Below are 24186 nucleotides of genomic sequence, written 5' to 3' on the forward strand. Positions count from 1 at the left end.
AGCGCGTAGTGGTGCGCTGCTGAGCCGGGGCCCATGCCGCGATAGGTCCCGGCTCTGCGAAGCAGCGTTGCACGCTGCATCTCGTCCGGGACACGAGAATGAAGAAGGGAGAAAAACACCATGGGACTACTCGACGGCAAAGTCGCCATCATCACCGGCGCCGGCGGCGGGCTTGGTGAGGCCTACGCAAAGCTGTTCGCGCGCGAGGGCGCGGCAGTCGTGGTCAACGACCTCGGCGGTCCGCGCGACGGCTCCGGCGCCGACGTCTCGATGGCGCAGAAAGTGGTCAATGCGATCAAGGAAGAAGGGGGCCGTGCGGTCGCCAATGGCGCCGACATTTCGACCATGGCCGGCGGGCAATCGGTGTTCGACGACGCCATCAAGAATTTCGGCCGCGCCGATATCCTGGTGAACAACGCCGGCATCCTGCTCGACGAGACCTTTGCAAAAGCCAAGGAAGCCAACTGGGACAAGGTGATCAAGGTGCACCTCAAAGGCACCTTCTGCTGCACCCAGCCGGTATTCAAATGGATGCGCGAGAACGGCGGCGGCGTCATCGTCAACACGTCCTCGACCTCGGGGCTGATCGGCAATTTCGGCCAGACCAATTACGGCGCGGCCAAGGGCGGTATCTGGGGACTGTCGAACGTGCTGGCCATTGAAGGCCGCAAGTACAACATCCGGATCTGGACGCTGGCGCCGGGCGCGCTGACCCGCATGACCGCCGACCTGCCGCGCTACAAGGAGAATCCCGGCGCCGCGCTCGGCCCTGACGGGATCGCGCCGGCCGTGCTCTACATGGTCAGCGACCTCTCGGGCGATCAGACCGGCAAGGTGCTCGGCGTCTCCGGCCCACGCGGCGTGCGTGAGATGCGGATGATGGAAATGGAAGGCTGGAAGCCGCCGTTCACGGGCTGGAAGGCCGAGGACATCGTGACCCACGCCAAGGAGATCTTCTTCTCCGAGGAGCAGATCAAGATGGGCGCGCGACGGTTCTGAACCCCGGCTGATGGAGGTGCCATGCTTGCACTGCGGCCCGCGCGCCCGGAGGAAGGTGCAGAACTCACCGAGCTCTGCCTGCGCTTCAAGGCGGTCTGGGGCTATGACGACGCGTTCATGGCGGCCTGCCGCAAGGAGCTGACGCTGACGCCGGCAAGCATCCGGACTTCGCAGGTGCAGGTGGCCGAACTCGACGGCCGTCTCGCCGGGGTTGCCGAGGTGAAATCCGCCGGCGACACGGCCCAGCTCGAAAAGCTGTTCGTCGAGCCGGCCATGCTCCGGTCGGGCACCGGCCGAAAGCTGCTCGATTGGGCCAAGGCGACGGCCCGCGCGGCCGGCGCTACGGCGCTGGTCATCGAGGCCGATCCCGACGCGGCCGAATTTTACCGCCGCATGGGAGCGGTCGACGACGGCCTTGTTCCGTCGGGTTCAATCCCGAACAGGCTCATTCCGAGGCTCAATCTGCCGCTTTGAGGGGCAGGTCGGCGGTGCTATCCATGATCAGAATATTCCGTTCCGTAAGCCCCCGCCAAAGAAGGTAATCATGAAACTCACCGCCCAGGCCGCAGGCACCTTTGCGATCGCGCCGACGCCGTTCCACGATGACGGCCGGATCGACGAGAAATCGATCGACCGGCTGACCGATTTCTACGCCGAAGTCGGCTGCGACGGCGTCACCGTGCTCGGCATTTTGGGTGAGGCCCCGAAGCTCGATGCGGCCGAGGCGGAGCAGGTGGCCGTTCGCTTCGTCAAGCGCGCCAAGAACATGCAGATCATCGTCGGCGTCTCGGCGCCCGGTTTCGCCTCGATGCGCTCGCTGGCGAAGGCGTCAATGGATGCCGGCGCCGCCGGCGTGATGATCGCGCCGCCGCCGAACCTGCGCACCGACGACCAGATCACGGGCTATTTCAAGCAGGCACAGGAAGCGATCGGCGACGAGATTCCCTGGGTGCTGCAGGATTATCCGCTGACGCTCAACGTCATCTTCACCCCGGCCGTGATCCGCAAGATTGTGATGGATTCGCCGTCCTGCGTGATGCTCAAGCACGAGGACTGGCCCGGCCTGGAGAAGATCACGACGCTGCGAAATTTCCAGAAGGACGGTTCGCTGAAGCCGATGTCCATTCTGGTCGGCAATGGCGGCCTGTTCCTCGATTTCGAAATGGAGCGCGGAGCCGACGGCGCCATGACCGGTTACGCGTTCCCGGAACTGCTGATCGACGTCGTCAAGCTGTCGAAGGCCGGCAAGCGCGACGCCGCGCACGACCTGTTCGACGCGCATCTGCCGTTGATCCGCTACGAGCAGCAGCCGGGCGCGGGACTTTCCGTGCGCAAATACGTGCTGCAGAAGCGCGGCATCATTTCCTCCAGCGCGCAGCGCAAGCCGGGCGCGACGATCACGGCGACCGCAAAGGCCGAGGTCGACTATCTGTTGTCGCGCGTGGCGCGCGTCGACCGCCGCGCCAATCTGCAACCGCAATCGAGCGCGGCGGGTTAATCACATGGCCGAAACCGTCGCCCCGCGTGCCGCGTCCACCATCCTGCTGCTGCGCGACAGCGCTGACACCAAGGAGATCGAGGTCTTCATGATGGTTCGCCATTATGAGATCGACTTCAATTCCGGCGCGCTGGTGTTCCCCGGCGGCAGCGTCGACAAGGGCGACAAGGAGATCATCGCGAAGCCCGAACTCTATTCGGGCGGCGAGGGGTTCGATGAGGCCACGCTCAGCTTCCGCATCGCCGCGATCCGCGAAACGTTTGAGGAAAGTGGTATCCTGCTGGCCCGGCCCAAAGGCTCGACGGCGCTGGTCGAGGCCAGGCGCGCCAGCGAGATCGAGGCGGCAAACCGCGCCGATCTCTGCGACGGCAAGATCACATTCCTGAAGGTGCTGACCGACAACGGCATGGTGCTGGCGCTCGACGAACTCGTGCCCTATGCGCACTGGATCACGCCCGAGGGCATGCCGAAGCGTTTCGACACCTGGTTCTTCCTCGCCGCCGCGCCGCCCGAACAGGTCGGCGCCCATGACGGCAAGGAATCCACCGACTCGATCTGGGTGTCGCCGCGCGAGGCGCTCGAGGGCGGGCAGACCGGGCGCTTCAAGCTGCCGTTCCCGACTACGCGCAATTTGATCAAGCTCGGCAAGCAGGCGAGCGTGCAGGCGGCGCTGGAGGACTCCAGGGGAAAATCGATCGTCACGGTGACGCCGGTCATGACCCGGAACAATGGCGGCCGGCAACTCCGCATTCCGCTTGAGGCCGGCTACGACGGCGACGTGTTCGAGGTCGGCTCGGTCGGCTGACGCCGGCCGGGCCTGAAGCCTGCCTGCGGGCGGGCGCTGCATCAACACTTCGATGCATAGCGAAGTATTTAGGGTGCGTCCGGCTGTATTGTCCGTCCCGGCATTCACCGCGATCGGGAAACACGGACATGGGCGATACGCATCCCCGGCAAGCCGGCATGGCGAGCGAATTGGTGTTGCTGCTGGCGCTCGCGACGTTGTGGGGAGCGTCCTACACCTTCATCCGGGTCGGCGTCGCAACCATTCCGCCGGTCACCCTGATCGCATGCCGCACGCTGATTGCCGGATTGCTGCTGCTGGTCGTCATGCGCTGGCGCAGCGTGAGGATGCCCCTCGATGCCGCCAGCTGGCGGCGCTTCCTGTTCCAGGCTTGCCTCAACAGCGTCATCCCCTGGATCATGGTCGCCTGGGGCGCGCAGACGCTGGACGCGGGGGTGGCGACCATCCTCAATTCCACCGCGCCGATATTCACGTTCTTCCTGACCTTCGCCGTTACCCGCCACGAGGCGGTGACGTCGCGAAAGCTGATCGGCGTCGTCGCCGGCATGGCCGGGATCTGCCTGATCGTCGGCGTCCAGGCACTGTCCGGCTTCGGCAAGGAACTGGTGGCCCAGATCGTGATGATCCTGGCCGCCATCTGCTACGCGGGCGCGGCCATCTTCGGTCGCGGCTTTCGGGATCTCGACCCGATGGTGCCGGCGGCCGGCTCGCTGCTGTGCGGCGCGGCGGTCCTGCTTCCCGTGAGCCTGGTCGCGGAACGGCCTTGGACGCTGCAGCCCTCAATGGCTTCGGTGCTGGCGCTGCTGGCGCTCGCGGCATTCTCCACCGCGCTCGCATTCGTGATCTATTTCCGCCTGATCCGGACCCTCGGCTCGGTCGGCACGACGGCACAGGCCTATCTGCGCGTGCCGATCGGCGTCGCGGTCGGCGTCGTGTTCCTCGGCGAGCAGTTGAGCTCGACCGCCTGGATCGGGCTCGGCTGCGTCGTTGTCGGTGTTGCCGCCATGACCATCCCGGCGCGGAAGCGGTCCGAAGTGGCCGCCTGAACAGGGTCGACGGGCCCGAATCGTCGGGAAAGCGCTTTGGCCGGGCTTTACCATCGTTCCCGGCATGTTCCCTAAGGCCCGAAAGCCATTGTATATACTGGGGCCCGACTGGAGCCGGCCCCGACCACATGACCGCTGAAACGCCGAATTCGACGCCGCCGCGATCGTTCTCGCTTTCGATCGGCCAACTGACCTTCGGCAGCTTCATGCTGGTGCTGGCGGTGATCATCATCACTTCGACGGCCAGCGTCATTGCGATCCGCCATATCGATTCGACCTTTGCCGAACTGCAGCGGCTGCAGGCCGTCGGCGATCTTGCTGAGGATATCGACCGCCGCATGAACGAGTTGCGGCTCGCGGCGCGGGATTTCGTCACCGACCCCGGCAACCAGTCGCTCCAGGTCGCCGAGGCCGCGACCGCGCTTGGCGAGGTGCTGAAGAAGACCCGGCTGGAGCTCGCGCCCGAGCAGCAGGACATGATCGACGGCGTCACCGAGCGCCTGTCGACCTATCGCAGCGGCATCGAGCGGATTTCTGCGCTGATCAACCGCCGTGCGGAAATGATCGTCACGTTGCCTCCCTTGCGCGAAAAATTCGATGCCGCTGTCGCCGAGTCGTCAGATCTGCACCTTGCGACGGCGCTGTCCCAGAGCCAGAGCCGCATCGCCTCGGCGCTGCTGGCGCACAACCCCTCCGCAGCCGAGCAGGCTGCCGAGAGCATGCGCTCGATGACGATCGCTGACGCGAATCTGCGCGCGATTGTCGATGACTATGCGCTGGCGATTTCCAACATCTCGATCCGCGAACGGCAGATATCCGACATCGACAGGGAAGTGCTGGGCGCCGAGGGCCGTCTGATCCAGCGCGTGACGGAACTGTTGCGCGACGTCAGCGAGCGGCGGGGACGCGTTCTCTCGCGCGATTTCGCCAGAACGCTGAGTGAGGCGAAGTGGCAGAGCATCGTGCTTGGCACCGCCGGCGTCCTGATCGGGCTGTTCGCCTCGCTGCTGGTGGTTCGCCGCACCGTCCGCCCGCTGGCCGCGATTGCCGGCTCGATTCGCGCGGTCGCCGGCGGCAAAAAGGATGCCTCGATCCCGGCGACCGACGTCGACAACGAGATCGGCGACATCGCCCGGGCCGCCGAGGTATTCCGGCAGACGCTGGTCGACGCCGATGCCGCGCGCGAGGCGGCGGTGCGCGCGCTTGCCGAGCAGCGGCTTGCCGAGGAGAGTTACCGCAAGCTGTTCGAATCCTCGGTCGATGGAATTTACGTCACGACGCCGAGCGGAGCGCTGCTGAACGCCAACCCGGCACTGGCGCGGATGATGGGTTATGCCACGCCGCAGGATCTGATCAGCGGCATCGGCGACATCGCGGAAGGTGTCTATGTCCATGCCGAGGCGCGGGCGGAATATGAGCGGCTGATGCAGCGCGACGGCATGGTGCGCGAATACGAATACCAGGTTCGCACGCGCACCGGTTCGGTGCTCTGGCTCTCCGACAGCGCGAGCGCCGTGCACAACGAGGCCGGCGTCATCATCCGCTACGAGGGAACGGTGCGCGACATCACCGACCAGAAGCGCGCCGAGGATGCGATCGCCGAAGGCCGCCGCCTGCTGCAAATGGTGATCGATACCGTACCCGCGGTCATCAACGTCAAGGACAAGAAGCTTCGCTATGTCCTGATGAACCGCTACATGGCCGGCATATTCGGCGTCGAGCCGAGCGATGCGATTGGACGTACCACGGCCGAATTGATGTCGCGCTACGGCGCGGAAAAGACCGATGAGCCCGACAAGCGGGTGCTGGCAGTCGGCAAGGAGCTCGGCTTCTACGAGGAGGAATACCGGGATTCGTCCGGCCAGATGCGGCAATGGCTGGTCAACAAGCTGCCGATCCTGGATGGCGCCGGCGAGATCGAGAACATCGTGACGGTCGCGCTCGACATCGGCGAGCGCAAGCGCGTTGAATCCGAGATGCGCAAGGCCAAGGATGCGGCGGAAGGGGCGCTGCGTAACCTGCGCGAGACGCAGAATTCGCTGATCGAGGCGGAGAAGCTCGCGGCATTGGGGCGCCTTGTGGCCGGTGTCGCGCACGAGGTCAACAATCCCGTGGGCATCAGCCTCACGGTCGCGTCCGCACTGGAGCGCAAGACGTCGAACTTCGCGGCCGAGGTTGCCCGTGGCGAGCTGCGACGCTCCAGCCTGAACGATTTTCTCGACACCAGCCGTAACGCATCGTCGCAACTGGTTGCCAACCTCAACCGCGCCGCCGAACTGATCCAGTCGTTCAAGCAGGTTGCCGCCGACCGCAACTACTCCGACCAGCGCACCTTCGACCTCGGCGATCTCACCGAGCAGGTGGTGATGAGCCTGCGTCCGGGCCTGCGCAAACACAATCTGACACTCAATGTCGAGTGTCAGCCCAACCTGATGATGAACAGCTATCCCGGGCCGTACGGCCAGGTGCTCACCAACCTGTTCCTCAATTCGGTGGCGCATGCGTTTCCGGACGGCAAGCCCGGCACGGTCGACATCCAGGTGCGCGAGTCCGGCAAGGATAATGTCGAGGTGATTTTTTCCGACAATGGGTGTGGCATGAGCCTCGACGTCCGCCGCCGCGCCTTCGATCCGTTCTTCACGACGCGCCGCGATCAGGGCGGCACTGGGCTTGGCCTGCATATCGTCTACAGCATTGTGACGACCCGGCTCGGCGGACGCCTTGATCTTGATTCCGAGCCGGGTGGCGGCACCCGCATTCAGATGATCCTGCCGCGCACCGCGCCGCTGGAGCAGGCGGCGGAGTAGGCGGGCAGGCCGCCTTGGTTGACCGTTGCGCTAGTTGATATCGGCCAGCTTGTGCAGCGTAGCCCCAAAGATCTGGCTCGCTTTGCCGACGAGGGCGGTTCCATTCATGGTGGCGCGGGTGTCGGTGAACGTACCGGATACGCCGATGCCGACCGGGTTCGGCCCACCGAACAGCGGATTGTCGTTGTCGCGCGGGGTCGTGTGACGCTGCACCAGCACCTCGCCCTTGAACGTATCGCCCTTCACGGTGTAGCTGCCGGTGTAAAACAGATAGGCGTCCCCGCCGAGAATCTGGCCATCGCGGAACAAAATAACGCCACTGCCCTTCCCGATGCGCCCATCCAGCAGGGTGACGTGGATCGAATAAAGCCCGTTCTTCATGACGTCCCAGGTGCCGGCCGCAGCGCCCACCGAGGCCGGTCAAGGAGTTATGCCAAAGCGCAGCCGGCACCGTCAACGCGTCAGGTTGACTTGCCCATTTCCGCAGGCGGCAAAACACCAACCGTGCCACCCCGGCGTGACACTGGGATGACGGCGACTCACCTTGGCCCGCGAAATGCATAGCTTGCCATGGCACCGGCCGGCGGGTGCTGGAGCAAGAAAAACAGGTGACCAACTGGATGAGTTCCGGCGGCCACGTGCCGTCTTCATGCGCAGCGAATCGCAACCATCAAACCATGGGCCGCGATCGCGCGGATCGCTGGAGAAAGCTGCTGATCGTCGGTGGTATGGTGCTGATCTCACCGCTGACCTTCACACCCGGCGAGGCGCGCGATCCCGACGGCCGTCACGCCAACTCACCGCTGAAGCAGTGGTTCGACAGTTTGAGGAGCGGGAAGGGGCCATGCTGCTCCGACGCGGACGGCAGTGCCGTCAGCGATGTGGATTGGGAATCCAAAAGCGGGCATTACCGCGTTCGCATCGACGGCGAATGGTATGACGTGCCGGATGACGCCGTCATCACCGAGCCGAATCGTGTCGGGCGAACCATGGTCTGGCCGGTTCGCGGCTATCAGGGATTGACCATCCGCTGCTTCATGCCAGGCAGCATGACCTAACGCGAGCTCTGACCGGCCAACACGCCAAAGCGCGTCACGCGTATTTCTTGTCGCGCTCGAGCAGCTCGATCGAAATGCCCTGCGGTACGCGGATGAAGCAGATGCGGACGCCGGGACGGATGGTGGTGGGCTCCTTCGTGAACTCGACGCCCTTCGCCTTGATCTCGGCGGCGACTGCGTCGATGTCCTTTACCGTCAGTCCGAAATGGTCCAGCCCCTGATAGGGCGTCACCGGCGGGGTGTTGACGCCATCGCCAGCGGTGACAGGTGCGATGAAGACATTGGCACCGCCGAGCTTGACGTCGATCCGTCCCGGCGCGCGCATGATCTCGCCGCCGAGAACGTCCTGCAGCCATGTGGCGGTCGCCTCGGGGTCAGGACTGCGCAAATGAACATGGTCCCAGATAACGGTCGGCATCTTGGTCTCCCCATCGTTGTTGTTGCGGCGCTGAAGGCCGGCTGCGGCCAGCCGATCCAGCCGCCGGGCATCGACAAATCCATCGTGCAAGGCTTTCCATTTTGCAAGCCTTGGGTGTGTGGCAAGCCTTGGGCCGTCGTCGCAATATTGTTAAGGTGGCATGAAACCATTTGCTCTCTCGATGATTGTTGACGGGCGGCGGGATCCATAAGCGGCGGTCGTGACAAAGCCGTACGGGAAAACGCCCGTAGGGCTTTTTTCATGCGCGGCGCGGCAACCGCCGGTTCTGCCGGGTGAGGACACGGCTATGGGAATTGCCGGGTGGTCGTTCGGAAAGCCCGAAGCACGGCTCGCTGTGCTGCCGGCCATCGCCATCGCCGGATGCACCATCTGGCTGATGCTTCCACAGGCAAGCGATGCCGAGAGCCATTCCGCGGCGACGCCGCCCGAGGTGATAACTCAGGCAACGCTGTCGGGCACGCCACCATCATCAGCAGCACCTGCCGATACCAATCCGGCCACCGCCGCTGCGCCGGAGGATATTGCCCCACCCGAAACGACGCTGCCCACATCGCCGCTCGACGGTCTGAAAATCGTCTCGCAGTCGTGGCGCAGGGGAGGGCTCGGCTCGAAAGCGCTGGTGACTTTCACGCTTCGCAACGCCAACGATTATGCCGTGAAGGACGTCGAGATTGCCTGCACCTTCACCCGGCGCGATGGCCGCCATTTGACCGACCGCCGGCGCATCATTCCCGATACCGTGAACATGAAGAGCCGGAAGCGATATGCCGGCGTGCTGGTCGGTTTCGTCAACGTCAACGCAAATAAGGCGAAATGTTCGCTGGTGACGGCCAGCCGCATTTAACCTTTCGCGCCAGAACTTCGCGCCACATCCCGGAAAATGTTGCTTGCGCCTTTGAACCTTGCCGGTTGGCCAGGAACTAATCTCTATATCGCCCGTTGGGACGGTTGAACCGCGCGTGGCTCGCGCGGGGGGAGCGAGACCAATGCCCATTGCCCGTTATTTCCTGTTTGTCGGCGGCATGCTGCTCGCCTTGTTGGTGGCGATCGACGCACTGTTTCCGCAGCAGGCGGCCGTGGTCAGCCAGGCCGCGCCTTCGATCGACAAGACCGTCGTGCGCATCCGCTCGGACCAGAAGCCGCCGGAGCGCGTGGTCTACGACACCAGCCTTCCGACCATCGTTCCGCCGGTGGTGACGGCCAAGGCCGCCACACCGCCCCCGCCTACCCCTGTCGTGGCTGACATTCCGGCCCGGGCGAGGGAGACATTTGCTCAATTGGTCCCGGAAGCCAAGAAGCCCGAGCCGCAGGTCCAGCGTAAGCGCAAGGTGGCCAAGGTCCGTCAAGCGCCGCCGATGCAGTTCGCACAGCCGCAGATGCGGGTTGCGCAGCAGTCGCACTACGGCTTCTTCGGCGGTCCGAGCTGGAATTCCACCTGGTAAGTCAGGCCGCGCTGTTTAGCGCGGCAGCTTCGGGATCTTGTCCGCAAAACCGTTGAAGCAGGTCAGCCGCTCGTCCTCTTCCTTGACGTAACGGCAGTCGCTGACGCTTTTCGCCGCCGCCGCTTTCGCCTTGGGCTGCGGCGTGTAGACGGCATCGTAGCAACTCAGGCGCTCCTTGGTTCCATCGTCAATATCCTGACAGGCCTGCAACTTCTGGGCGGCCGAAAGGGGTTTCGCCGGGGCTTCCTTTTTGCCCGCCGCCGCCTTTTTGGATCCGACCTGAACCAGAGGTTTGCCACCGACCGTCGGAGGATTGGCGGGGGCCGCCGTTTGCGCAAAGGCGGCGGCCGGATACAGTACCGCCAGCGCCAGTATGATTTTTCTCATTTGAAAATGTCCGAATAGCCGTTAGCGACGCGCGCGCCTGGAGAGACCATAACTCCCGACCTCGGAATCGAAATCCCGTTCGGCGCCAGCGATCTCTAGCACCATCCCCGCGCGTCTGTCTAACCCGTTGATTTAATGGCTTTTCGAATCCACCGGCGGCGGACCGCAGGCCGTCGGGGGATATTTTGTGACCTCTGGTCGTGGGGATTTGACGGCCTGGCCCCGGCGGGAGGGATCCGGCTGCATCAAACTTGTGCTCTATTGGACCGGCCTCGGCGTGCTCCTGAAGGCCGCCGGAGGTGTCTGGTCCCCAGGGAGTGCACCATGTCCGATCAGCAACGCCGCGCGTTTCTCGCCGCAGCAGGCATCGCCTCGCTGGCGGCACTGGGAGCGGCTCGGCCGGCCGCCGCAGGCGATCCAAGTTTCATGAACAATGTTCCGGACCCGACGCTGGCGGGCAAGGACCTGCCGACCTTCAAATTCGCGCTGGAGAAGTCCGACGGCAAGGTCATCGGCAACAGCTACGGCAAGGAGGCGACGGTGACGCAACTGCCGATCTCCAAGGGGATCGCGGGCGTCTCGATGCGGCTCGAGCCCGGCGCGATGCGCGAACTGCACTGGCACGCCACCGCCGCCGAATGGGCATTCGTCCTTGAGGGGCGGGTCCGTACCACCGTCGTCGATCCGAACGGCCTTGCCGAGACCAACGATTTCGACCCCGGCGACGTCTGGTATTTTCCGCGCGGCCACGGCCACATGCTGCAATGCCTGGGCGAGCGGCCCTGTCACTTCATCCTGATCTTCGACAACGGCTATTTCTCCGAGTTCGGCACTTTCAGCATCACCGACTGGGTCGGACACACGCCGCCGGCGCTGCTGGCCAAGAATTTCGGCCTGCCTGAAGCAACCTTCGCCAATTTCCCGAAGGAGGAGGTGTATTTCGCGCGCGGCATGCCGCCGCCCGCAGAACCGTCGGTGCCGTTGCAAGGCTGGAAGCTGCCGCCCGAGACCCACAAATACCGGCTGCTGACGCAGCCGCCGCACGCAAGCTACCCGGGCGGCCGCGAGTGGCGCGTTGATTCCAGCCGTTTTCCGATTGCGAAAACGATCACGGGCGTCATCCTCGATCTCGATCCCGGTGCGCTGAGAACGCTGCACTGGCATCCTAATGCCGACGAATGGCAGTACGTGATCGACGGCGAGGTGAGCGTCACCCTGTTCGGCTCACACGGGCGCTTCCGGATCGAGCAATTGGAGAAGGGCGACGTCGGCTACATCCCGCAGGGCTACGGTCATTCGATCGAGAACGTCGGCAGTCGCACCGCGCGGATTTTGATCGGATTCAACGCCGGGATCTACGAGACCATCGACCTGTCGCAATGGATCGCGGCGAACCCCAAGGACGTGCTTGCGACGAATTTCGGTCAGCCTGCGGAAGTGTTCGGAAAATTCCCCGACCTGGACGTGTTCGTCGCCGCCAAGGATGGGAGCCGCTAACGGGACGGCCGCCGTTGCTACATGACGCGGCGCGACGGCAAATCTAGCGCAGCCGATAGGCGTCAAACGCGTGAGCCAGGAATACGCCGATGCTCACGAAGACGAGGACTGCCGTTACGACTTCTGTCATAGCTTTCCTCCCTGCATGGTCATGCCGACAAGGGCACGCTTGAGGAATTCGCGGTAGATGAGGTTCAGGACCGATACCAACATGATCTAACCCCGCTGTTCGATGGCGGGACCGTAGCGGCCCTCTGTTTCCGGAGCGTTTCGCGGCGCGGGAGAATGGTTTCGTCCCGCCCAGTTCGCGATCACGGAATCGCGAAGGAACCGGAACTATTGGTGCCAGGGGCCAGCTGCATTAACCGTGGGCAATGCCCGCCCTTTTCTCGCCATGCTAATTCAGGAGACGTGCGGGGCCGGTGCTTAGGGGCAGGTTCCCAAGGGTCCTACGTGATCGTCCGACATTTGCAGCAACATGAGAGTCAAGCGTCCCGCCGCACCTTCCTGCGCGGGATTGTTTCCTCGGCCAGCGTGCTTGCGCTCGGCGGATGCACCAGCATGGCCGCGACGGGCGCACGTTACGACGCTGCGTCGCTCTCGACGGAGCCGACATTGCTCGTCGCGACCACGCGCAAGCCGGTGAATGGCGGGCGCACGAAGCCATGGTTCGGGCCGGAGCGCGCGACAAGGATGACCATCGCCCGTGCGAAACTGGTGCCGCCCGACGATAGTCGTTTCTCGCTCGCCGCAGCCGGTCTCGGCGATTGGCGTCTCGATGCGATCGAGCCTGCCGCCGAGATCAGCGATCTCCTGACCGGAGGCGACGTCCTGATCTATGTGCACGGCTTCAAGCAAACATTCGAGACGTCGGCGCTCGATGCCGCGCATCTTGCCGACGGCATCAGATTCCGCGGCCAGACCATGGCGTTCTCCTGGCCTTCAAAGGCGGGGCTGTTCGACTATGCCTATGATCGCGACAGCGCGATGTGGTCCCGCGACGATTTCGAGCGCGTGCTCAATTCCGTCGTCACAAGCCCGAGCGCCGGGCGCGTTCACATCGTCGCGCACAGCATGGGCACCATGCTTACGCTCGAGAGCCTGCGCCAGCTCTATGCGCGACATGGCGATGCGGTTTTGGACAAGATCGGCGCCATTGTGTTCGCCTCGCCCGACATCGACATGGACGTATTCTCGTCGTCGGTTACCCGCATGGGGCCGCTCGGCCGCAAGATCACCGTCGTCGCTGCGACGAATGACCGCGCGCTGGCGCTGTCGGGGCGGCTGGCTGGCGGCATGACACGGGTCGGCGCCGCCGAAAAGGCCGTGATCGAGCGGCTCGGGGTCCGCGTCATCGATGCGTCCGATTCCGGCTGGGGAGTCATCAACCACGATCTGTTCTTGTCGAACGCCGAGGTCCGGCGAGTGATCCGCCGCTCGATTGATACGTCGGCGGCGTGAGTCCGGGCCGCTCACTCACGTTCGCCAGCAGCAAAATCGGTCGCAACTCAAACTAGAAGCCAACACGATGGTGACAGCCTCTCGCCACCGGGAGGCCGTCACAACGTCACGTGGCCGTCACCCTTAATCTCGCCAAATTGAAGGATAATTTATTCGTCGTCGGCACGGTGGTGCCCAGTCTCGCCTCGAACTAATCAACGCTCGAACCACACAATATCCAAACGCCGACCGGTTGTCGGCGCGCGATGCTGTGGGCGTTCGATAGGAGCGAGATGCTCGTCTGCCGGCATTCCAAATTATTCGGTTGATACAGGGGAGTTAGAATTATGCGTCAAGCAACATCGAAGGTCGGAGCACTCGCGGCGGGCATCGCGGGTGCCGTCTTGCTGGTCGGCCTCACCGCCGCCAACGCGCAAAGCACCGGGGTCGCCGCCTGCGATGAGTTCCTGACTAAGTATGACGCCTGCGTGGGCTCCAAGATCCCCGAGGCGCAGCGCGCGACGTTCAAGACGCAGATCGACCAGACGCGCAAGGCGTGGGTCGACATGGCCAAGAATCCTTCGGCGAAGGCGACCATGGAAGCGACCTGCAAGCAGACGATGGATGCGACGAAGGCCTCGCTCACGGCGTATGGCTGCTCGTTCTGATCGGTGCTGAAAAGGGAGTGGCATCGATTGGATGCCACTCCTGGACAGCGCGCTGATGGAAGACCTGGCGCGACCTTGGCCGCCTCGGTTTCCGGATCGCCGATCGAAACGGCATCCCGAGCCATCGTGGACGATCGAAGATGAGATGTGCGTCCTCAAGGGGCGCCGTCGACGAATCTCCCAACATTAACCACTTGTTAACCATAACGCCCCAGCATTGCCTCTTCATAGAGAGTCGCCGCGGACCATGGTCCTAAGCGCAAATTGATCGTTCATCTTGGGGGCGGGCAAAAGCTCGCGGGGCTCCAAGGAGTAACGTCATGTCATCATCTGGCGTACGAGACCACATAAGCCTGCTTTCGGAGTTCATCCCGGCGATATTCGGTGCACTCGCTTTAGGTGTTCCGATTGCAATTGCGATTATTTGGATTTGTTCGTGACGAGAATACTGCCCGTCCGGTGACGGGCGCGTCTGTGCGGGGCGTGGCGCCGCGGCGGACCGCGCACACGCCGCGCATCGACTCGCGGGCCTGGCTTCATGCCCAGGAGGGCACGGGTCCCGCTATTGTAGCCAAAGCGCCGTAGCGACGCGTTGATGTCGTGGCGTTGCGTCTTGACCGCAGCTAAAGGAAGCGGGGCGCCACGCCAAAGAGAAATTTACGGGCTTCTTCCAATTCAGCGGGTGGAACTGGGAGCGGATATTTTTCCGGATCGGGCGCGTGCCGGTAGCAGTTCGCGGTACGAAACATCAGCTTCCAATACGTCCAATCCGGCCCCAGAGCGGCCTTTAGCGCAATTTCTCCTCCGGCCAACTTCCGGACCAGTTCCGCGGACTTGAAGATATCGTACCAATTATCCGCCCGCGTTAGATGCGAGAACAGCGCTGCGCGCTTATCGTCAGTGTCGGCTTCCCTTAGCCAGCGCTGTACGGATGATTCCGATGAGGCTGGTGTCGTGGATGCAGCCGCCGGCATTCGATCCCGTGTTCTTTCCAGGTTCAAGGTGAGCCTGGCGGAAGCAGCGGAAAGGATAGGTATGCGCTTCCCCGCGGCATCGAACTTCAAGACGAGACCAATGCCGAGCGGCTTGGCGTCCCTGTGAACGAGAATAGCTGCCCCGTTCAGACGCTCGACGATCCGCCTGGCATCCCGCGTGACATCTGCAGCCTTGATGATCGATGCCCATGCCCTGGTCCGAAGCAGTGGGACCACGACGCCGTCGCCGGCCAGATAATCTTCCACCCAAGGGTCAAATGGCGGTTGAAGAACCTCGCGGGCATCGCCGATATCGATCGTTTCCCCCTTGAGCTCTATCGCCCATCCTTCCGCGTTCTTCATCGCATCCCCCAGCTTGTACAGGCTTGTCCGTAACGATCCTCAACTGGGATCGAGCAAGATCATCAGCGCGCAGGGTGCACGCTGTTTCGGGTCTAAAGTGGCATGAGGGGGAGCAATCGTCTGAGCAAGCTGCGTTGCGGAAAATGGCGCGCTCGGAAGGATTCGAACCTCCGACCCTCGGAATCGAAATCCGATGCTCTATCCAGCTGAGCTACGAGCGCCTCGCGCTGGCTCGTATCAGACTTGATCTGATAGAGCCAGCCGCTCGATGCTAGTAGCAGGGATGCCGGCGGCGGTCCTGGCCGATATAGGCGGCCGCACTCTGGCGGCACAGGACGGTCGAGGGGCCGTCGTAATAGGCGAAGGTGCCGGGTTGCGGGCCGGGGCCGTAATTGTGGAGGAAACTGATCGGGTAAGGCAGGCCCCAGTTGTGGAGGTGGTGCCGATTATGGCGGGCGTCCGCCAGACTTGGGGCCAGGGCCGCGATGGAGAGGAGGGCCATGGCAACGAAAAACTTCGCTTTGGTCATTTCGATTCTCCGGAAGTCCCTACTGAACGATCGCATTTTCGCCTCGATCTGATGCCGCTTGAGGGAAGAAATCACGTTAAAACAACAAGATAGAGGCTTTATCTGTGATTCGGTTGGAGCTTGTTCCCTCGATATTCTGCCTGAGCAGGCCGCGCATTCTAGGCCCGGCGAGCGGAAAAGCTGCGGAAAACCACCGTAGCGTGCCCATTTTTGGCCTCAAGGGATGCTTAACGAATTCCCAACACAGTCCGGCCAAACTTTTGCTGTCCGGTCCCCGAGCCAGCGGGCCGAGCTATCCCGAATCTGAAGGCTTACCCGGTTTCCCGATCGACCTATGCGCATCACGCCCCTTGCCTTGCTGTTCCTCTCGCTGGTGGTTGCGAGCCCGGCGCGCGCTGACCTGCACATCACGCGCGATCACGGCGGCTATGTCGAGGAATACAAGACCAAGTACAAGCGAATCCGCGACCGCAAGGAGCGGGTGATCATTGACGGTATCTGCAATTCGGCGTGCACGCTGGTGTTCGGCATCGTGCCGATGAATAAGATCTGCGTCACGCCGAAAGCAAGCCTCGGCTTCCACCAGGCCTATTACGACAAGGCCTTCACCTTCGGCATCAAGGTCACGAGCCTGGAGGGGACGTCGGATCTGATGTCCTACTATCCCGATACGGTGAAGGACTGGATCCGCAGGAATGGCGGGCTCACTACCGAGATGAAGAAGATCAAGAACGGCACCGAGCTGTGGAAGATCGTCGATCCCTGTCCGGAAGAGTGGTGAATTTCGGCCCGCCGCTTAGTCTGCCTCAACTTTCCAGTTGTCGTCGTCCGGCTCGCGCGAAGATGCGTGGCCAACCTCGATCGGTGCTTGCCGCATAGCACCTGATCGGGCAACACGGGCCCGAAATGACCGGCGACTTCGAAAAAATTGCCGCGCGCGCGGCGCCCGCGATCTTCGTCGTGCTGTGGAGCACCGGCTTCATCGGCACCAAATATGCGCTTGGTGGTGCCGAGCCGTTAACTTATCTCGCGATCCGTATGGCTTGCGTAGTGGGCCTGATGACGATCATCGTCGCGGTCGCGCGGCCACGCTGGCCGGATCGTATCGGCATCGTGCACAGCGCCGTCGCCGGCATTCTGGTGCATGGCATCTATCTCGGCGGCACGGCGATCGCGATCGCCCATTCGATACCGGCCGGGCTCTCGGCTTTGATTCCCGGCCTGCAGCCGATCCTCACCTCGACCATTGCGAGCCGTTGGCTCGGCGAGCGCATTGCGCCGCTGCAATGGGGTGGGTTGCTGCTTGGGCTCGCCGGCGTCGGGCTGATCCTGCATGACAGGCCGATGGGCGGCGAGGCGGGCTGGGGCTGGTTGGCCTCGGCGGTCTCGCTGGTCAGCATCACCCTGGGGACGCTCTACCAGCGGCGCTATTGCAGCGCGATCGACTGGCGATCCGGCAATCTCATGCAATACGTCGCGGTGACGATCTTCTTCGGCCTCGGCGCCTGGCTGTTCGAGACCAACGTCGTGCACTGGACCACCGAATTCATCCTGGCACTGGCCTGGCTTGCGGTCGTCCTGTCGATCGGGTCGATCGGACTGCTCTACTGGCTGATCCGCCGCTCGGCCGCCACCTCGGTGGCGAGCCTGTTCTATCTGGTGCCGGCGGTGACGTCGCTGATGGCCTTTGTCCTGTTCAGCGAACGGCTCGACGCTGTCTCCGTCGCCGGCATGGCCGCCTGCGCGGCGGCGGTGCTGCTGGTCAACCGCCGCTCAGTTTGAAGTAGAGCGTGGCGGCGTCATGCACGCGTAAATTTCACTAGGCGTGTCAGTAGTTTCCCTGAGTTGTGCCTATTAAGGCGATCGTAAGCAAAACGGGGCAGATTGGGCACGATTTTGGGGGATTTCTCGTTATGACCACGCGTTCCACTGGAAAGTTCCTGCCGACGCTCAAGCTGCGACTCGGCACCAAGGCTGTGATCTCCGCCATCCTCCTGATTGGGGTGAATACCGCGCTCGTGGTGGGAGCGGCCTATTGGTCGCTGACCTCGGAATTCGGCGACCGGGCGCTCCGGGACATCGAGATCAACCTCCGCACGCTCGGCCTGGCGTTCGCCGAGACTTACAGCGACGCCAAGATCACGATCAAGGACGGGGCCGTCGCCCGCGCCGAAATTGCCAAGATGCCCGAGTTTAAGGACCACGCGATCGTCGACCGCGCCGTGGGCTATACCGGCGGCAACGCGACGCTGTTCGTCTATGACGAGGCCAGCAACCAGTTCGTCCGCCGCACCACCAATGTGAAGAAGGAGAACGGCGACCGTGCCGTCGGCACCCAGCTCGCGCCCGATCATCCCGGGCAGGCGGTGGTGCGCCGGGGCGAGGCCTATCGCGGCCCGGCGACGCTGTTCGGCAAGACCTTCATGACGGCCTACTATCCGATCGTGAATTCGGCCGGCAAAGTGATTGGGCTTCTCTATGCCGGTATTCCGATGGCGCACTACGAGACCATGCTCTCGCACGCCATTCAGAACATGGCCATCGCTGCCAGCTTCGCCATGCTGCTGGTGATGCTGCTGACCCTGCTGCTCGTGCGCCGGGTGACCAAGCCGCTGACCTCGGTCACGGCTTCGCTCACCGCGATCGCCAATGGCAAGGCCGATGTCGAGATCGCCAGCGATGACCGGACGGACGAGATCGGCGAGATTGCGCGCAGTCTCGTGATCTTCAGGAGCAACTCGCTCGAGCGCCGGCGCATGCGCGAGGAACAGACTGCGGCTGCTGTGGCCTCGGCCGAGCAGCGCAAGGCCGAACTGCGCGGCTTCGTCGAGGAGTTCCAGACCAGCGTCGGCGGTATCATCGACAAGGTGATGAACGCCTCCGGCGAGTTCGAGCGCGTCGCGCGCCAGCTCACCGACACCGCGCGCACCACCGCGAGCCTGTCGGGCAAGTCGGCCGGCGCTTCCGAGACCGCCTCCGAGCACGTCCGCACCGCGGCAACAGCTTCCGACGAGCTCTCCAGCTCGATCGCCGAAATCACCCGCCGCGTGCAGGAATCGAACGGCATCGCCGCCGACGCCGTCAAGCAGGCCGCCGCCACCGACCAGCGCATCAACGAATTGTCGGAAGCCGGCGCCCGGATCGGCGACGTGGTGAAGCTGATCACCTCGATCGCCGAGCAGACCAACCTCCTGGCGCTCAACGCCACCATCGAGGCGGCGCGCGCGGGCGATGCCGGCCGCGGCTTTGCCGTGGTGGCGCAGGAGGTCAAGAGTCTCGCCGGCCAGACCGCGAAGGCGACCGAGGAGATTTCCAGCCAGATCGGCAGCATGCAGCTGGCTACTGAAGAGTCGGTCAGCGCCATCAAGGCGATCGGCCAGACCATCGAGCGCATCAGCGATATCGCTACCTCAATTTCGGCGGCGGTGGAGCAGCAGCGCCGCGCGACCCAGAACATTGCGCAGAGCGTTCGGGCGGCCGCCAGCGGCACGGCCGACGTCGCCGCCAACATCCGCAACGCGGCGCAGGGTGCCGAGGAGACCGGCGAGACGTCGAGCCAGATGTTTGCCTCGGCGCAGAATCTGTCGAGCGAGAGCCTGCATCTGAAGGCCGAGGTCGACAAATTCCTCGACCGCGTCCGCGCCGCCTGAGCCGTGGCGGCGGATCGCCGCCGCTCAAACCTGAAGCCTTCGCATTCGTAGTTTGCCCATACTTGCGAATGTTTGCCCGTCGCTGACGGGCCGGAGGCTTTCCGTGACCGATACGGCGCGCTCTATCTGGCGACGCTGCTCGTCATCGTGCCGCTTGATTTTCTGCTCCTCGGCGTTACCGCCAAGGACTTCTTCGCCTCCCAGGTCGGCAGCGTGCTGGGCGGGATCAGGCCCGGGCCGGCGGTTCTGTTCTATCTGCTCTATGTGGCGGGCACCGTGATCTTCGTCAGCGGTGGGGCAGGAGCGCTGTGGTCATCGACGCTGCTCTATGGCGCCCTGTTCGGCTTGTTTTGTTACGCGACGTTTGATTTGGCGGCACTGGCGCGGCTCAAGCACTGGAGCTGGAAGTTAGCGGCCGTCGATGTCGTGTGGGGCGCGGTGGTGACGGCGGTCGCGTCGACCGCCGGATTGCTCGTGGCGAATTGGGTGGCGGTCAAGGCTTGAGCCTTCATTCCGGGGCGGTGCGTAAGCACCGAACCCGGAATCTCGAGATCCCGGATATGGTCCTGTCGGACCATTCCGGGATGACCGCTACGCGGTCACTTCGGCTGCGGCACGATCCGGATGTAGGGCTTCGGCGACTTCCACCCCTGCGGATAGATCGTCTTCGCCTCGTCATCGCTGACCGAGCCCGCGATGATGACATCCTCGCCCTGTTTCCAGTCGGCCGGCGTCGCGACGCGGTGCTTGGCCGTCATTTGCAGCGAGTCGATTGCCCGCAGGATTTCCGCGAAATTCCGGCCGGTGGTCATCGGATAGACCAGTACCAGCTTGATCTTCTTGTCCGGTCCGATGACGAAGACGTTGCGGACGGTCTGGTTGTCGGCGGGCGTGCGCATCAAGGGATCGCCGGAGGTCGAGGCCGGCAGCATGTCGTAGAGCTTGGAGACGTTGAAATCGGTGTCGCCGATCATCGGATAGTTCGGCGCCGCGCCCTGCGTCTCCTTGATGTCCTCGGACCACTTCGAATGCCGATCGACCGGATCGACGCTCAGTCCCATCAGCTTGACGCCGCGCTTGTCGAATTCCGGCTTCAACTTCGCGAGAGCGCCGAGCTCGGTGGTGCAGACCGGGGTGAAATCCTTCGGGTGCGAGAACAAAAGTGCCCAGCTGTTGCCGATCCAGTCGTGGAATTTGACTTTGCCTTCCGTGGTCTCGGCTTCGAAATCGGGGGCAGTTGCGCCAATCTGGAGTGCCATGGTTTCACCTCATGTTATTCAAGTTACAGGGAAATTCGTCTCTAACATTATAGGAGTGTGGAGCGGTTAAGTGAACCGGTTAGCGCGAAAGGTGAGATCCTTCTCCGCGAGCCCGGAACTCCTAGCATCTTCTTTTGGTCCGCGCCTCTTCGACGAAACGAACCGCTCGGCTCCTGCATTCGAAGGAGGCTGCCAAGCTTTGGCGATAACCTACGGCCTGATCGCGATCTTTTCATCACCGATCCACCTTTTTGCCGCTGCTGCCCCGATATTGCCTTTTATCGCCCCCATCACGCCGGGCCCGCCTTTCCCGGGCGGGAAGTGCATTGGCCTGAACCGTGACGGACCTCACAGCGACCAATTGGCAACCATCTGACAATCTCGGCATGCGGGATTTGAATCGTTAACCGCTCGTTCATGCCCGGTATGGAAATTCTGGACTGAAGTTAGAAATTGAGAAGTGCAACTATGTCTGCCCCGACTACTGCTGAAATATCTGGTGCCCTTCAACCATCCTGCTGCCAGACCGCCGCTCATGCGCTTACCATCGTGCGCGATGGCGTGATCACCGGCGAAGGCCCCACCACCAAGGGCCGCATCCATTTTTCCCGCGCACTCGATGCCGACGACGCCGCCTGGTGCGCGCGCATTTTGACCGCAAGCGCGGTCGTGCACGAGCCGCTGAGCCGCGCCGAGATCGAAGTTTTGTTCGAGATCAGCGATGCCGCCGCCGAGCGCACCGACGATGGCCGCTTCGACGATCTCCTGGCCAAGGCAGTCGCCCATCACGCGGCCTCCCAATCCGGCTTGCCGGTGCCGCCGCGCACGATTGCGCTGTCGCCGGATACCGACATCGAGAGCTGGGCGCCGACCAAGGCCGCCAATGTCGACACCAAGGTGCTGGAATGGATCGCCAGCCAGATGCGCGGCAAGCGCCACAGCAATCAGCGCCTTGCCGCGCTGGTCGCAACCCTGATCGGTGTCGCCGCACTGCCGCTCGCGCAGTTGCCGGGCATGCTGGATATGGGAATGCTGTAAGTTCATCCGGCGATCATCGGTTTCAAGGCGGCGGGGCAGGGCTCCGCCGTTTTATTCGGTAACTTTGTAGGAGAGGTCGAGCGCACGCCCTCCCTACCCACTTTACGAGCTGTCATCCTCCGCCACCGGGTCGCGCGAATGCGCGCCCGATGACAGGCTCCGGCGGAGGATCCAGTACGCCGCGGCTTCTCGGTTCAATCACGGCTATCTCTGGAATACTGGATCGTCCGCCTTCGCGGACGATGACGATTGCATGGGGGCTGCGTTCTCGCGAGATGGTAGGCACGTCGTTGCGCTCCCTTGGCCACCCCACATCCGATCACGTGGCGACTATTTCCCCGCGGTCTTCTGCTTGCCTTCTCCAGCCTCAAGCCCCAGCGTGCGGCCCGGAAAACCGGCAGCATCGAAATAGCGCTGCGAACCGACACGCTGAACGTTCAGCACGGTGCGGAGGCCATTCGCCGCCGGCTTCGAACTCAGGGTGCCGGAGGAAGTTTTTGGCGTAACGCCGTTCGGCATCGCTTCGGTCATGACGCGGCCGAGCAGCTTGCCCTTGGCCTTTTGCGTCAGGCCCAACAGCTTCGCCGCCGTGGCGCCGACGTCGGCGTTGCTGACGGGGAGGAGGTCAATGTAGCCCGATTTGAAATCGGGCCCGATGGCCGCCGTGAAGTTCAGGGTATCGCCGCGGCTGAAGCTGCCATGCATGCCCTGGCCCTGGCGCAGCACGGTGTCGGCGATATGCACGGAGCAGTTGGTCGGCACGTCGCAGCCCGATGACCAGGAGCGGAAATTGACCACGATCGAGGGGTGTGGAACCACCGCGTTGCCCTTGAGGCCGAGCCGCGACATCGGCAGCGTGCCCGGGAAACTGCCGAACTCGTCATCGACGAAGATGCCGCTGACATAATCCTGCTCGAGCATCGCCTTGATCACGCGGTCCGCGAGCTTGCGGTTCTTGCCGGGGATATAGATCAGGTCCGATCCGCCATTGGTCGCGACCACGACATCGGGTTTGGCGGGGTCCTTGCCGAGCAAGCCGTTGCCGACCTTCGGATGGGCGTTGTCGGCGACGCGGGCGTTCTTGTCGTTGGGATCGAACAGCGGCAGGTCGAGTGCCTTGGCCAGATCGATGGCGACGAAGCCCATTGGGAGGAAATCCTTTGGTGTGTCCTCATAGGAGATCTTTGCCGCGGGGCTGGTCTTGCTCTCCTTTGAGATTGTCGAAAAACCGTGGTCGGAGGATACGATGATGTTGGTCGACGCGGCGAGGCCGAGCTCGTCGAGCGCCTTGCGGAGCTGGGCGAGGTTATTGTCGGCATTCCTGATGCCGGCCATCGAGGTCGGCCCGTTGATGCCGGGCGTGATGGTGTTGAGGCTGTCGCCGGTATTGTGCTGACTGCCGTCGGGATCGCGCGACCAGAACACCAGCACGAACGGCTTGTTGCGAGCCTTGAACATCGGCAGCACGACCTTGGTCGCGACATCGGCCATGTAGGCCTGCTGGGGGACATTGGCGCTGGTGGTGCCCGGCGTCTTGGCGTCGCCGGCCTTGCTGTTCTCGCCGCGCGGGGGTGTTTCATGCGGCAGGCCCGCCTTGGTCAGGGCGTCCTTCATTTCATCCGACAGCGGCACGCCGTTCTTGCCGCCGGTGGCATCGTCGATGATGATCGAATGCAGCCCGGCGGTGCCGACCTTGTCGGTATGGTCGAAGATGAAGGTCGGGCCATGCTTGCCAATCGCCGCGGTGCTGAAACCCTTCTCGCGGGCCATCTTCAGCAGCGTCTCTTCGTTCAGATAGTCGCCGCCGAAATGCTCGTCGACCTCGAGCAGGACAGGATTGACCTCCAGGAACGGCGTGACGGTGTTGTTGGAATGGGCAATCGGCCGCGCCGTATAGATCGTATTGCTGAAGGTGCCGGTATCGCCGAGGTAATGGCCGCTCGCCATCGCCGAGCCGTTGGCCATGGTGAAGGTCGGAAACAGCGAATGCGAGTTCTGGAAATTGACGCCCTTGTCGCGCAACTCCGCCATGGCGGGCGCGGTCTGTGGCGTTACAATGCGCCCGCGCAAGCCGTCCGGCACGAACAGGATCAGGTTGCGCGGGGTGGCATTTTGCGCCGAGGCGGCGCTTGCGGTCAGCGCAACAAGGCTAGCGGTCAGCAATATGATTGTGCGGCGCATAAGAATCTCCCCCACGCGGAAAGCGGTTTTCGGCGGTTCGCCGTCGCTCCCGTCTAATTTCGCTCTGCGACAGGATTGTTACATTGTGCGGAACCGGCCTCAAGGG

Annotated in this window: 24 protein-coding genes and 1 tRNA gene; 17 read left to right on the forward strand and 8 right to left on the reverse strand. The window is 63.3% G+C overall.

Features of this window, described 5'->3' with window-relative positions; translation table 11 throughout:
• Positions 1 to 120 precede the first annotated feature (120 nt).
• From RX331_RS15815 to RX331_RS15840, 6 genes are all read left to right on the forward strand, one after another.
• A complete protein-coding gene (locus tag RX331_RS15815; RefSeq protein WP_317257409.1) occupies positions 121 to 999 on the forward strand; it encodes an SDR family oxidoreductase in 879 nt (292 codons plus the stop codon).
• 21 nt (positions 1000 to 1020) lie between these two features.
• Positions 1021 to 1473: a GNAT family N-acetyltransferase gene (locus tag RX331_RS15820; protein ID WP_317257410.1), complete on the forward strand. Its 453-nt coding sequence runs from the start codon at positions 1021 to 1023 to the stop codon at positions 1471 to 1473.
• 70 nt (positions 1474 to 1543) lie between these two features.
• The gene (locus tag RX331_RS15825) at positions 1544 to 2497 is read left to right on the forward strand and encodes a dihydrodipicolinate synthase family protein (RefSeq protein WP_317257411.1); all 954 of its coding nucleotides are present in this window, start codon (positions 1544 to 1546) and stop codon (positions 2495 to 2497) included.
• Between the two features lie 4 nt (positions 2498 to 2501).
• Positions 2502 to 3302, forward strand: coding sequence for an NUDIX hydrolase (locus tag RX331_RS15830; RefSeq protein WP_317257412.1), 801 nt, complete (start codon positions 2502 to 2504; stop codon positions 3300 to 3302).
• Between the two features lie 128 nt (positions 3303 to 3430).
• The gene (locus RX331_RS15835; RefSeq protein ID WP_317257413.1) at positions 3431 to 4348 is read left to right on the forward strand and encodes a DMT family transporter; all 918 of its coding nucleotides are present in this window, start codon (positions 3431 to 3433) and stop codon (positions 4346 to 4348) included.
• Between the two features lie 128 nt (positions 4349 to 4476).
• Positions 4477 to 7155, forward strand: coding sequence for a PAS domain S-box protein (locus tag RX331_RS15840; protein WP_317257414.1), 2679 nt, complete (start codon positions 4477 to 4479; stop codon positions 7153 to 7155).
• Positions 7156 to 7185: 30 nt separating this feature from the next.
• Here the strand turns inward: RX331_RS15840 and RX331_RS15845 are convergent, their stop codons facing one another.
• Complete coding sequence (locus RX331_RS15845; protein ID WP_317258140.1) at positions 7186 to 7536, reverse strand: GrlR family regulatory protein; 351 nt, start codon at positions 7534 to 7536, stop codon at positions 7186 to 7188.
• A gap of 347 nt (positions 7537 to 7883) precedes the next feature.
• On the opposite strand from RX331_RS15845, the gene RX331_RS15850 reads away from it, so the two are divergent.
• On the forward strand, positions 7884 to 8213 hold the full coding sequence (locus RX331_RS15850) for a hypothetical protein (RefSeq protein WP_317258141.1): 330 nt from the start codon (positions 7884 to 7886) through the stop codon (positions 8211 to 8213).
• A gap of 34 nt (positions 8214 to 8247) precedes the next feature.
• Here RX331_RS15850 and RX331_RS15855 read toward each other — a convergent pair whose 3' ends face one another.
• Positions 8248 to 8631, reverse strand: coding sequence for a VOC family protein (locus tag RX331_RS15855; RefSeq protein WP_317258142.1), 384 nt, complete (start codon positions 8629 to 8631; stop codon positions 8248 to 8250).
• Positions 8632 to 8938: 307 nt separating this feature from the next.
• Between RX331_RS15855 and RX331_RS15860 the strand changes: the two genes are divergently transcribed.
• Both RX331_RS15860 and RX331_RS15865 read left to right on the forward strand, forming a co-directional pair.
• On the forward strand, positions 8939 to 9496 hold the full coding sequence (locus tag RX331_RS15860; RefSeq protein ID WP_317257415.1) for a hypothetical protein: 558 nt from the start codon (positions 8939 to 8941) through the stop codon (positions 9494 to 9496).
• 142 nt (positions 9497 to 9638) lie between these two features.
• Positions 9639 to 10094 carry a hypothetical protein gene (locus RX331_RS15865; RefSeq protein ID WP_317257416.1) on the forward strand — a complete coding sequence of 152 codons (456 nt, stop codon included), beginning with the start codon at positions 9639 to 9641 and terminating at the stop codon, positions 10092 to 10094.
• Between the two features lie 15 nt (positions 10095 to 10109).
• Here the strand turns inward: RX331_RS15865 and RX331_RS15870 are convergent, their stop codons facing one another.
• On the reverse strand, positions 10110 to 10481 hold the full coding sequence (locus RX331_RS15870) for a hypothetical protein (RefSeq protein ID WP_317257417.1): 372 nt from the start codon (positions 10479 to 10481) through the stop codon (positions 10110 to 10112).
• Positions 10482 to 10805: 324 nt separating this feature from the next.
• Here RX331_RS15870 and RX331_RS15875 point away from each other — a divergent pair, with 324 nt between their 5' ends.
• The 3 genes from RX331_RS15875 to RX331_RS15885 all read left to right on the forward strand — a co-directional run bounded on the left by RX331_RS15875 (position 10806) and on the right by RX331_RS15885 (position 14086).
• Entirely contained in the window at positions 10806 to 11978 is a 1173-nt protein-coding gene (locus RX331_RS15875; RefSeq protein ID WP_317257418.1) for a cupin domain-containing protein, read from the forward strand.
• Positions 11979 to 12539: 561 nt separating this feature from the next.
• Entirely contained in the window at positions 12540 to 13439 is a 900-nt protein-coding gene (locus RX331_RS15880) for an alpha/beta hydrolase (RefSeq protein WP_410708217.1), read from the forward strand.
• Between the two features lie 326 nt (positions 13440 to 13765).
• Positions 13766 to 14086 carry a hypothetical protein gene (locus RX331_RS15885; protein ID WP_317257420.1) on the forward strand — a complete coding sequence of 107 codons (321 nt, stop codon included), beginning with the start codon at positions 13766 to 13768 and terminating at the stop codon, positions 14084 to 14086.
• Positions 14087 to 14709: 623 nt separating this feature from the next.
• On the opposite strand, the gene RX331_RS15890 is transcribed toward RX331_RS15885, so the two are convergent.
• The 3 genes from RX331_RS15890 to RX331_RS15900 form a co-directional block, all read right to left on the reverse strand.
• Complete coding sequence (locus RX331_RS15890) at positions 14710 to 15423, reverse strand: hypothetical protein (protein WP_317257421.1); 714 nt, start codon at positions 15421 to 15423, stop codon at positions 14710 to 14712.
• Positions 15424 to 15567: 144 nt separating this feature from the next.
• Positions 15568 to 15644 (reverse strand) — tRNA-Arg (locus RX331_RS15895).
• Between the two features lie 50 nt (positions 15645 to 15694).
• Entirely contained in the window at positions 15695 to 15952 is a 258-nt protein-coding gene (locus tag RX331_RS15900) for a hypothetical protein (protein ID WP_317257422.1), read from the reverse strand.
• A gap of 334 nt (positions 15953 to 16286) precedes the next feature.
• Between RX331_RS15900 and RX331_RS15905 the strand changes: the two genes are divergently transcribed.
• The 4 genes from RX331_RS15905 (at position 16287) to RX331_RS15920 (ending at position 20106) form a co-directional block, all read left to right on the forward strand.
• On the forward strand, positions 16287 to 16733 hold the full coding sequence (locus RX331_RS15905) for a hypothetical protein (RefSeq protein WP_317257423.1): 447 nt from the start codon (positions 16287 to 16289) through the stop codon (positions 16731 to 16733).
• 125 nt (positions 16734 to 16858) lie between these two features.
• Positions 16859 to 17734, forward strand: coding sequence for a DMT family transporter (locus RX331_RS15910; RefSeq protein WP_317257424.1), 876 nt, complete (start codon positions 16859 to 16861; stop codon positions 17732 to 17734).
• A gap of 131 nt (positions 17735 to 17865) precedes the next feature.
• Entirely contained in the window at positions 17866 to 19602 is a 1737-nt protein-coding gene (locus RX331_RS15915; RefSeq protein WP_317257425.1) for a methyl-accepting chemotaxis protein, read from the forward strand.
• 72 nt (positions 19603 to 19674) lie between these two features.
• Positions 19675 to 20106, forward strand: a complete 432-nt coding sequence (locus RX331_RS15920) for a DUF2177 family protein (RefSeq protein WP_317257426.1) — start codon at positions 19675 to 19677, stop codon at positions 20104 to 20106.
• Between the two features lie 95 nt (positions 20107 to 20201).
• On the opposite strand, the gene RX331_RS15925 is transcribed toward RX331_RS15920, so the two are convergent.
• Complete coding sequence (locus RX331_RS15925) at positions 20202 to 20861, reverse strand: peroxiredoxin (RefSeq protein WP_317257427.1); 660 nt, start codon at positions 20859 to 20861, stop codon at positions 20202 to 20204.
• A 468-nt stretch (positions 20862 to 21329) separates the two neighbouring features.
• Here RX331_RS15925 and RX331_RS15930 point away from each other — a divergent pair, with 468 nt between their 5' ends.
• A complete protein-coding gene (locus tag RX331_RS15930; protein WP_317257428.1) occupies positions 21330 to 21899 on the forward strand; it encodes a hypothetical protein in 570 nt (189 codons plus the stop codon).
• 330 nt (positions 21900 to 22229) lie between these two features.
• Here the strand turns inward: RX331_RS15930 and RX331_RS15935 are convergent, their stop codons facing one another.
• Positions 22230 to 24080, reverse strand: coding sequence for an alkaline phosphatase family protein (locus tag RX331_RS15935; RefSeq protein ID WP_317257429.1), 1851 nt, complete (start codon positions 24078 to 24080; stop codon positions 22230 to 22232).
• Between the last annotated feature and the right edge of the window lie 106 nt (positions 24081 to 24186).

It is taken from the genome of Bradyrhizobium sp. BWA-3-5 (assembly GCF_032917985.1).
Classification (GTDB): domain Bacteria; phylum Pseudomonadota; class Alphaproteobacteria; order Rhizobiales; family Xanthobacteraceae; genus Bradyrhizobium.